Consider the following 9,230-nt stretch of genomic DNA (forward strand, 5'->3'; position numbering starts at 1 on the left):
AGCAGGCCCCGGGTGGGGTGGCCCCCGACGGCGTGGATCAGCACGCCGTCGGCGATGCCGCCGCGCAGCACGTCGACCGCCGCGACGGCGCGCGCCTCGGAGTAGACGGTGAGCGTGACGACCGAGTAGCCGTGGCCGTCGGCCATCTCGTGCAGGTCGCGGGCCAGCCGCTCGTCGGTCGGCACGCCGCCGAACGACGACTGCACCAGGCACACCCGCTGGGTGCGCCGCCGCCGCAGGCTCCTGGCGGCCTGGTTGGGGGTGTAGCCGAGCTGGGCGGCGGCGTCGATCACGCGCTGCCTGGTCTCGGCGGCCACCCGCCTGTCCCGGCCGCCCAGCACGTACGACACGGTGGCGATCGACACTCCGGCGAGCTCTGCCACCTGTTTGGCGGTAGGTCTCATGTTATACGAATAACATAGTATTTCCTGCATGTAAAGTAGGTTTTTATCCGGCCCGCTTGTGGAGCGACGTGATGCTCGGCCGGAACGACGAGTGTGTGCTGCGTCATAGTGGTTAATCGTTTAACACACCAATGCCCGTAGCGGGAGGCCCCATCTTGCAAGTTGAGTTGAGCTCAACCAACATGGAGGCGTGGAACCGTTGTCCGAACGCGCCGCCGCCAGCCGCCGCCGCCTGCTCGAAGCCGCCGCCGACGAGCTCATCGCCACCGGTGACGTCGAGGTGGCGGCCGTCGCCCGGCGCGCCGGCCTCAGCGTCGGCCTGCCGTACCGCTACTTCGGCACCCGCAGCGGCCTGATGAGCGCGCTCCTGGAGGACTTCTACGAGCGGCTGGTGGCCGACACCGTCCTGGTCAGCTTCGACGGCGACACCTGGCTCGACCGGTGGCGCGCCCAGCTCACCACCTGGGTCGACCGCGTCTACGACGACCCGCTGGCCCCCGTCGTCCTCGGCCGCATGGTCGGCGACGCCGAGGTGGCGGCCATGGAGGCGCGCTGCTTCAAGCTCGTCATCACGCTCGGCGCCAAACACGTCGCCGCGGGCCAGGCCGAAGGCGCCGTCGTCGCGGGCCGCGACCCCGAGCTGCTGGCCACGGCCGTGGTGGGCGGCATGCGCGCCGTCTTCACCGTCGTCCTCGACCAGGACCCCCGGCCCGAGCGGGCGACGGTGCTGCGCGAGCTGTGGGAGTTCAGCACCGCCGCGCTCGGCGCCCGCCCGCGAGGAGATGGCTGATGGCCGCCGGCGCCCTGTCCGCACTGCACCGCGACGGCTTCCTCGTGCTGCCCGGCGTGCTCACCCCGGCCGCCTGCCGGCGCATCCGCGCCGACCTCACCCCGCTGCTCGGCCCCGCCGGCCGCGACCCCTTCCGCACCGGCCACCTCCGGCAGGTCTTCGGCGTCCTGACCAACACCCGGGCCGTCGACCCCCTGCTCGACCACCCCGCGGCGCTCGCCTTCCTGGACCGCCTCCTGCTGCCGAACTTCCTGCTGTCCCAGCTCGAAGTGATCGAGGTGCGCCCCGGCGCCCCGGCCCGCCCGCCCGCGCCGGACGACCGGCACTACCCGCTGCCCCGCCCGCGCCCCGCCCTGTCGGTGGCCGCCCTGTGGCCCCTCGACGACGCCGCGATCACCGTCTGGCCGGGCAGCCACCGCTGGCCCGACGACCGCACCCCGATCGGCTCCGGCGTCCCGCTGCCCGTCCAGGCCGGCTCGTGCGTGCTGCTCCTCGGCACCCTCTGGCACGCCCGCCCGCCGCTTCCCGACCTGGCCGCGCCCCGGCTGACGGTCACCGCCCACTACTGCGAGCCCTGGCTGCGCACCCGCGAGGCGTTCACGCTCTCACCGGGCCGCGAGGTCGCCCGCCAGCTCACCGGGCGGGTCCGCCGCATGCTCGGCTACAGCGTCCACCCGCCCGACACCGGCCTGGTCGACGGCATGCACCCGGAGCGGCTGTTCGCCTAGAAAAAATCTCTCCTCCCTCTGTCACACCTCCCCGCCGGGGCGGGTCGGGGTGATGAAGGCAGAAACACACAGAGGAGCGTCACCCATGTCCACCACCTACGTGATCATCACCCTGCTGGCCGCCGCCACCACCGGCTTCTCGGCCGTCTCCGTCTTCATGCGCGCCAAGTGGGTCGTGGAGCCCCTGGCCGCCTACGGCATCCCGCGCGCCTGGTGGCCGTGGCTCGGCGCGGCCAAGGCGGCGGGCGCGCTCGGACTGGCCGCCGGGCTGCTCGTCCCGGCCGTCGGCGTCGCGGCGGCGATCGGCCTGGTGCTGTACTTCACCGGCGCCGTCGTCACCGTGGCCCGCGCCCGCTGGTTCTCGCACCTGCCGTTCCCGATGATCTACGCCGCCCCGGTGATCGCCTCCCTGGCGCTCGGCCTCGCCGGCTGAACGGCGCGCCTTCAGAAGCGGGGAAGGGAAGCCGTAAGGATTCCGTAAACGGCCTCCGCGATGCTGAAGGCACATCGAAAGCGAGAAGGAGCAGGAACATGGCGAGCAAACTGGTGGTGTCGGCGTTCGTGTCGCTCGACGGGGTCATGCAGGGCCCCGGCGGACCGGGCGAGGACGACTCCAACGGCTTCACCCACGGCGGCTGGCTGGCCCCGCACGTCGACGAGGTGTTCGGCCAGATCATGGGCGACCAGCTCGAGCAGGCGTCCGGCATGCTGCTGGGCCGCAGGTCCTACGACATCCTCTCCTCCTACTGGCCCGGCGTGCCCGACGAGGAGGGCGGCGCCCGGATCAACAGCATGCCCAAGTACGTCGTCACCCGCACGCCCAGGACCGCCGACTGGCGCAACACGACGGTCCTGGCGGGCGAGGCCGCCGAGACCGTCGCCGAGCTCAAGCGGACCACCGACGGCGAGATCCTGACCCAGGGCAGCACCGACCTCATCCACACCCTCCAGCGGTACGAACTGGTCGACGAGTACCGGCTGCTCGTCTTCCCCGTCGTCCTCGGCGAGGGCAAGCGCCTGTTCGCCCCGGGCACCATGCCGGCCGGGCTGAAGCTCACCGGCTCCACCACCACGGGCGCCGGAGTCCTGTACGTGACCTACGCGTGGGAGGGCAAGCCCCGCACCGGGTCCGTGGCTTGAGTCGCGGCGCGGCACCCTCTAGCGTTCGGGCACATGAAAGACCTCCTCCCGCCCGACCCGGTCCCCGAACTCCTGCGCCTGACGGTGCCCCACGAGGACGTGGCCGGCGTCCTCGCGGCCCGTCCCCGGCCGGGCACCGAGGCGTGGCGGCTGCTGGAAAGCAACGTGCACACCCTGGTGTCGGCCATGGGCGACCTGGACGACCCGCCGCGCTTCCCCGACCTGCCCGACCCGTACTTCTACGTGCACGTGTTCATGGCCGCCGCGCCGCACGTCCGCGAATACCACCGCTCCCGCGGCATCCCGGACGACGTCTCCTCGCGCACGCTGGCCGACCTGGGCCGCAACATGGCCGTCTACCGCAAGAGGCTCGGCACCGGCGGGCTCAACGCGCCGTTCTGGCTCATGCTGCACTTCCGCGGCATGATCTACGAGCTGGGGCGGCTGCAGTTCGAGCGCGCCACGCTCGACGAGCGCCTGGCCGAGTCGATCAAGGCCGCCGGGCTGCCGTGCGAGCCGGGCGAACCGGCGCTCTCCGTGCACATCCCCGACTTCCTCGGCCCGATGACGCCCGAGGCGTGTGACGCGGCCTTCGCCGAAGCCGCCGCGTTCTTCCCGCGCCACTTCCCCGAGGAGCGGCCGCGCTACGCCTTCTGCGGCTCGTGGCTGCTCGACGAGCAGCTCGCCGGTTACCTGCCGGAGAAGTCCAACATCGTCCGCTTCCAGCGCCGCTTCCGGCCCGCGTACCGCTCGGACAACGACGGCGGCATCGTCCCGTTCGTCTTCGGTGCCGACGCGCGGCTCGCCCCGGACCTGCCCCGCCGCACCAACCTGGAACGCGCCGTCGGCGACCACCTCCGCGCCGGCAACACCTGGCACGCCACCACCGGCTGGACCCCCCTGGCGGGCGCCCCGGCCGAATGACACGGTCGCCCACCGGTGAAAGTCGTAGAGTTGCACCGCCGGCCTGGAGGGTCCTGGAAGGAGGCGCACCATGTACATATCGCGGCTTGTCATCCAGGGGCTTCGAGGTTTCTCCGGTCCCAGGCAGGTGGACCTCGACTTCAGTCGTCCGGACGGCTCCTACGCGGGCTGGACGGTTCTCGCCGGGCGGAACGGATCGGGCAAGACGACGATCCTGCAGGCGATAGCGCTGGGAGTCATCGGCCAGTACTTCGTCCGCGATTGGGAGGGCTGGCGAGGCGCGCCCGAGGGGGAGCAGGGGTTCCTGCGTGTCACGGTGGTGCAGGACTCGGAGTTCGACGGAGGGCTGGACTTCGGTCCGCAGGACTTCGAACTGCGCTGGAACGACTCCGACGGCTCCCACCTGACTCCGCAGTGGGCCATGACCTCAGGCCGGGCCAAGGGCACGAGACGCTTGCGATTCGCCCCTGGAGAAGGATGGTTCTTCGCGGGCTACGGGCCCTTCCGCCGGCTGTCCGCAGCCGCGCTGGGGCGTGGCGAATCGTCGCGGGCAGCCATGTACGCGGGGTTGCGGACGCTCTTCGACGAGGACGTGAGTCTCGTGGAGGGCGTCAGCTGGCTGGTCGAGCAGCATCTCTACCAGCTGGAAGGGCGTCCGGGCGCCGCCGAGCTGCTGGAGGCAGTGCTTTCCTTGCTGGCCGACGGCATGCTTCCCGACGGCCACACGGTGGTGCGCGTCGATTCCGACGGGTTGTGGGTGCGGCAGGATGACGGCACGGAGATGCCGCTGCGCCGGATGAGCGAGGGGTACAAGGCGGTTACGGCACTCGTGCTCGACATCATCCGCCAGATGCATCTCGCCTATGGCAGGGTGCGCGTCAGCTATGCCGGCGAGACACCGACGCTGGCGTATCCGGGTGTCGTTCTCGTGGACGAGGTCGAGAACCATCTGCACGTCAGCTGGCAGAAGAAGATCGGTGAATGGTTGACGGACCACTTTCCGCTCGTCCAGTTCATCGTGACCACGCACAGCCCGTACATCTGTCAGACCGCCGCCGCCAACGGGCTGGTTTCCCTTCCCGGACCTCATGAGCCCAGGGCGGCACACGTCGTCGACCGGGATCTTCATGAGCGCGTCGTTTTCGGAAGCGGTGACGACGCCATTCTGACCGAGCTGTTCGGTGTCGACAGTCCTTATTCGAGGAGGGCTGAGGGCGTGCGGCGCATTCTCGGGGACCTCGAGGAAAAAGTCCTGGAGGGCTCGGCGTCCACAGCCGAGATCGAAGAATATCGAAAGCTCAGCAAAATGCTGGAGAGCTCGCTCTCGGCCCGGGTGGACGAGGTCTCCTCCCGCCTGGGGAGGCGGGATTGATCCGGATCTCCCGCCCTGATCTGGACCCTGAGCTGTCGCTGCGGCTGCGCACGCGCACGGATCGGCTGAAAGTGGCGGATGCGGACCACCGTGCTGCCCGCAGGGAGTGGTCCGGCGCCGCCCTTGAGAAAGAAGGCGTCAGGCTGGCGCTGCGTCAGATGTCGGCGGCGGTCGAGCGCTGTATGTACTGCGGTGACAGCCGAGGCACGGATATCGATCATTTCGAGCCGATCAGGTTAGCGCCGCTCCGCACGTTCGAATGGCTGAACCATTTACTCGCATGCTCCTCGTGCAACAGCAATGCGAAAAGGGACCGGTTTCCTGTGGACGAGTCCGGGGTCTGCCTGCTCGTCGACCCGACACGCGATGATCCGCTGGACCATCTCCGGTTGATCCTTTCGACCGGCACCTATCGCGGCAACACGCCCAGAGGCTGCGCGACCATCGAGGTGTTCCAGCTCAATCGGGCTGACCTGCGAAGAGGGCGTGAGGTCGCGTTCCCGAGGTGTCAGGCCATGCTGCGTGAATACCTGCGCCTGCGCAACGCGGTGAGTCCCGCGATGCCGCCATCATGCTGAACGCGCTGCGCGAGCAGCCGTTTCTCGACGTGCTCCACGCCATGTACCGGACCATGCCGACCCCGGGCGCCGACATCGTGCTGGGTGGCCCGGACGTCCTGGAGGCTCTACGCCTGTCGCTCCGGTGAAGAGGCGGGGCGGGGTGGGGCGGTGCTGCCTCGGGGGACGAGGCGGGCGGATTCGTCCTGGATGCCGGTGACCTCCTCGCCGGCGATGAGGGCGAGGAGGGCGCGGGCGGCGTGGGCGCCGTAGGCGGGGATGTCGCGGGTCAGGGCGCTGAGGGCGGGGCGGACGACCTGGGAGAGCGCCGAGTCGTCCCAGGCGACGATCGACAGGTCGCCGGGGACGTCGAGGCGCATCTCGTGGGCGGCCGACATGCCCGCCACGGCCATGATGTCGTTGTCGTAGACGACGGCCGTGGGCCGGGTGGCGGCGCTGACGAGGCGGCGGGTGGCGCGGGCGCCCTCCTCGCCGGTGTAGTCGGTGTGCATGATGGCGGGCCGGTCGAGGCCCAGGTCGTCGCAGGCGGCGGTGAACGCCTGGTCGCGCAGCACGGTGTGGACGAGCTCGGGCAGGCCGGCGACGCGGGCGATGCGGCGGTGGCCGAGTGCCGCCAGGTATTCGACGGTCTCCCGGATGGCGACGGCGTCGTCGGACCAGACGGGGGTCAGGGCGCCGGCCTCCGACGGGTGGCCGATGACGACGGCGGGCAGGCCGAGCTCCTTGAGCGCGGTGACGCGGGCGTCGGAGAAGCGCAGGTCGACGAGGATGGCGCCGTCGACGCGGCCTTCGCCCCACCAACGGCGGTAGATGTCCATCTCCTGGTCGGGTGAGGCGGCGACCTGGAGCATCAGCGCGTAGGAGTGGCTGGCCAGCTCGCTCTCGATGCCGCTGATCAGCTCCATGAAGAACGGCTCGACGCCGAGGATGCGGGCGGGCCGGCACACGGTGAGGCCGACGGAGCGGGCGCGGGCGCCGTTGAGCGCGCGGGCGGCGGAGTTGGGGCGCCAGCCGATCTCCTCGGCGATGGCCTTGATGGCGGCGCGTTTGGCGGGGGAGACGCCGGGGCGGTCGTTGAGGGCGTAGGAGACGGCCACTTTGGAGACGCCCGCTCGCCGGGCGATGTCGGCGATCGTCGGTCGCTTCACCGAGCCTCCACTTGTGAACCGGTTAGTCAGTGCACCCGAACTTTACTACCGCCCTCCCCAACCGCACTTCGGCGGCCCCATCGTCTCAAACGCATCACGACTCTTGACGCCGTCGTCACGCCGTATTTACCGTCACGGTACTTCACCGGTTCAGCGACAGCGCTCGGCACGGCCGGTCGCGGGAGCGCTCCCAAGCGACTCCTGTGCAGGTCAGCGGGCTTTCGCCGGACCGGGGAAGCGGCGGCGTCACACGTCCCGGGCCGCCGATCTCGGGGTTGGACAGGACGGTCGACCTCCGCTTCGGTGGGGGAAGGAGAAACAGATGCAGACCCGGGCGCGGATCCTGATACCGCTCCTCGCGGCTGGCCTGACGGCCACCGCCTGTACGGGCGGCGGCGCCACACCGGCGGCCACCCAGAACACCCAAGCCGCCCCCGCCGCCACCGGCCAGGGCGTCACGGGCGAGCTGCCGCGCAACGAGACCCTCTACACCACCGGCACCCAGTGGGGCCCGCCGGCCAACTTCAACCCGATCCGCGAATGGGACTCCGCCACCGGCACCAAGGGCCTGGTCTACGAGAGCCTGTTCCACTACGACCCGAACGCGGCCAAGCTCACCCCGTGGATCGCCGAGAGCGGAAGCTGGGTGGACGACACCACGTACGAGGCCAAGATCCGCACCGGGGTCACCTGGTCCGACGGGAAGCCGCTGACGGCCAAGGACGTGGCGTTCTCCTACAGCCTCGGCAAGATGGAGACGATCCCGTACCACAACATCTGGGACTGGCTGAAGAGCGTCGAGGCGGTCGACGACCAGACCGTGCGCTTCACGTTCTCCCAGGCCAACTACCAGGAATGGGACTTCAACCTCTACAGCCGCGTCATCGTGCCGGAGCACGTCTGGAAGGACCGCTCCGAGGAGGACGTGCTCAACGGCGTCAACGAGAACCCGGTGGGCAGCGGCGCGTACAAGTATCAGAGCCACGACCAGGACCGCGTGGTCTGGGTCAAGCGCGACGACTGGTGGGGCAAGACGGCGCTCGGCATGGAGCCCAAGCCCCGGTACATCGTCGACGTCGCCACCCCCAGCAACGAGGTGGCCATGGGCATGCTCCTGCAGAAGGGCATGGACATGAGCAACAACTTCCTGCCCGGCGTCGCCAACCTGGTCAAGGGCAACTTCGGCATCACGACGTTCTACAACGAGCCGCCGTACATGCTGTCGGCCAACACCGCCTGGCTGGTGCCCAACACCACGAAGAAGCCGATGGACGACCCGGCCTTCCGCAAGGCGCTGGCCGCGTCCGTGGACGTCAAGAAGATCGTCGAGGGCGTCTACGGCAACCTGGTCAAGGCGGCCAGCCCGACCGGCCTGCTGCCGCAGTGGGACCAGTTCGTCGATCAGGGCGTGGTGGCCTCCGACGGGTTCACCTTCGACACCGCCGCCGCCAAGAAGGCGCTGGCCGACGCCGGCTACAAGGACACCGACGGCGACGGGCTGGTGGAGAACAAGGACGGCTCCAAGATCAGCCTGACCATCGAGGTGCCCGCCGGCTGGACCGACTGGATGGAGGCGGCCCGCGTCATCTCCAGCAGCGCCAAGGCGGCCGGGATCGACGTCAACCCCGAGTTCCCCGACTTCAACGCGCTCGTGCAGAAGCGCGGCGAGGGCAAGTTCGACCTGGTGGTCAACAACGAGCGGCAGCTCTCCAGCAGCCCGTGGACCTACTACGACTACATCTTCCAGCTCCCGATCAGGAAGCAGCAGAACACCGTCAACTTCGGGCGGTACGAGAACAAGAAGGCCTGGGAGCTCGTCCAGCAGCTCGACCGGGTCAAGACCGACGACATCGAGGGCATGAAGAAGGTCATCTCCGAGATCCAGAAGATCCACCTCCAGGAGATGCCGATCATCCCGCTCTGGTACAACGGCCTGTGGTCGCAGTCCAGCACCAGCGTGTGGAAGAACTGGCCGTCGTCGGCCGCCGGGACGCCCAAGTCGGCTCCCGTGATGTGGCGCAACTGGCTTGAGCTGGGCGGGTTCGAGACGCTCACCCAGCTCCAGCCGGCGGCCGGCTGACCGGATGACGGGTGCCCCCTCCGCCCCATCCCCCGGCGGAGGGGGGCGCTTTGGGGGCCTCACCGG

At 69.7% G+C, this 9,230-nt stretch carries 11 protein-coding genes; 9 read left to right on the forward strand and 2 right to left on the reverse strand.

From position 1 onward, the window contains the following. Positions 1-383: LacI family DNA-binding transcriptional regulator (locus tag KME80_RS30080; protein ID WP_308125983.1), on the reverse strand; the 383-nt coding region annotated here is incomplete at its 3' end. 211 nt (positions 384-594) lie between these two features. On the opposite strand from KME80_RS30080, the gene KME80_RS30085 reads away from it, so the two are divergent. The 8 genes from KME80_RS30085 to KME80_RS52090 all read left to right on the forward strand — a co-directional run bounded on the left by KME80_RS30085 (position 595) and on the right by KME80_RS52090 (position 6,064). Further along, positions 595-1,194, forward strand: coding sequence for a TetR/AcrR family transcriptional regulator (locus tag KME80_RS30085; protein WP_219509780.1), 600 nt, complete (start codon positions 595-597; stop codon positions 1,192-1,194). Then, positions 1,194-1,922: a phytanoyl-CoA dioxygenase family protein gene (locus tag KME80_RS30090; RefSeq protein WP_219509781.1), complete on the forward strand. Its 729-nt coding sequence runs from the start codon at positions 1,194-1,196 to the stop codon at positions 1,920-1,922. Before KME80_RS30085 ends, KME80_RS30090 begins: the two co-directional genes overlap by 1 nt. Positions 1,923-2,007: 85 nt before the next feature. Then, entirely contained in the window at positions 2,008-2,355 is a 348-nt protein-coding gene (locus KME80_RS30095) for a DoxX family protein (protein WP_219509782.1), read from the forward strand. A 98-nt stretch (positions 2,356-2,453) separates the two neighbouring features. Further along, entirely contained in the window at positions 2,454-3,062 is a 609-nt protein-coding gene (locus KME80_RS30100) for a dihydrofolate reductase family protein (RefSeq protein WP_219509783.1), read from the forward strand. A gap of 33 nt (positions 3,063-3,095) precedes the next feature. After that, positions 3,096-3,986, forward strand: a complete 891-nt coding sequence (locus KME80_RS30105; protein ID WP_219509784.1) for an acyltransferase domain-containing protein — start codon at positions 3,096-3,098, stop codon at positions 3,984-3,986. 70 nt (positions 3,987-4,056) lie between these two features. Beyond that, the gene (locus tag KME80_RS30110; protein WP_219509785.1) at positions 4,057-5,358 is read left to right on the forward strand and encodes an AAA family ATPase; all 1,302 of its coding nucleotides are present in this window, start codon (positions 4,057-4,059) and stop codon (positions 5,356-5,358) included. Beyond that, positions 5,355-5,936: an HNH endonuclease family protein gene (locus KME80_RS30115; protein ID WP_219509786.1), complete on the forward strand. Its 582-nt coding sequence runs from the start codon at positions 5,355-5,357 to the stop codon at positions 5,934-5,936. The genes KME80_RS30110 and KME80_RS30115 overlap by 4 nt, the downstream gene beginning before the upstream one ends. Beyond that, positions 5,930-6,064 (forward strand): hypothetical protein, encoded by a 135-nt coding sequence (locus tag KME80_RS52090; protein WP_281427233.1) that lies wholly within the window; start codon positions 5,930-5,932, stop codon positions 6,062-6,064. Before KME80_RS30115 ends, KME80_RS52090 begins: the two co-directional genes overlap by 7 nt. Here KME80_RS52090 and KME80_RS30120 read toward each other — a convergent pair. Next, a complete protein-coding gene (locus KME80_RS30120) occupies positions 6,044-7,084 on the reverse strand; it encodes a LacI family DNA-binding transcriptional regulator (protein WP_219509787.1) in 1,041 nt (346 codons plus the stop codon). The genes KME80_RS52090 and KME80_RS30120 overlap by 21 nt on opposite strands. A gap of 322 nt (positions 7,085-7,406) precedes the next feature. Between KME80_RS30120 and KME80_RS30125 the strand changes: the two genes are divergently transcribed. Next, the gene (locus KME80_RS30125) at positions 7,407-9,164 is read left to right on the forward strand and encodes an ABC transporter substrate-binding protein (protein ID WP_219509788.1); all 1,758 of its coding nucleotides are present in this window, start codon (positions 7,407-7,409) and stop codon (positions 9,162-9,164) included. Positions 9,165-9,230 lie beyond the last annotated feature (66 nt).

The sequence above is a fragment of the Nonomuraea ceibae genome (assembly GCF_019396325.1).
Classification (GTDB): Bacteria; Actinomycetota; Actinomycetes; order Streptosporangiales; family Streptosporangiaceae; genus Nonomuraea; species Nonomuraea ceibae.

What these genes read in the sequence shown, in the direction of transcription:
- KME80_RS30090 (WP_219509781.1), top strand. Translation starts at nt 1,194, where the DNA reads ATGGCCGCCGGCGCCCTGTCCGCACTGCACCGCGACGGCTTCCTCGTG.
- KME80_RS30095 (WP_219509782.1), top strand. Translation starts at nt 2,008, where the DNA reads ATGTCCACCACCTACGTGATCATCACCCTGCTGGCCGCCGCCACCACC.
- KME80_RS30100 (WP_219509783.1), top strand. Translation starts at nt 2,454, where the DNA reads ATGGCGAGCAAACTGGTGGTGTCGGCGTTCGTGTCGCTCGACGGGGTC.
- KME80_RS30105 (WP_219509784.1), top strand. Translation starts at nt 3,096, where the DNA reads ATGAAAGACCTCCTCCCGCCCGACCCGGTCCCCGAACTCCTGCGCCTG.
- KME80_RS30110 (WP_219509785.1), top strand. Translation starts at nt 4,057, where the DNA reads ATGTACATATCGCGGCTTGTCATCCAGGGGCTTCGAGGTTTCTCCGGT.
- KME80_RS52090 (WP_281427233.1), top strand. Translation starts at nt 5,930, where the DNA reads ATGCTGAACGCGCTGCGCGAGCAGCCGTTTCTCGACGTGCTCCACGCC.
- KME80_RS30125 (WP_219509788.1), top strand. Translation starts at nt 7,407, where the DNA reads ATGCAGACCCGGGCGCGGATCCTGATACCGCTCCTCGCGGCTGGCCTG.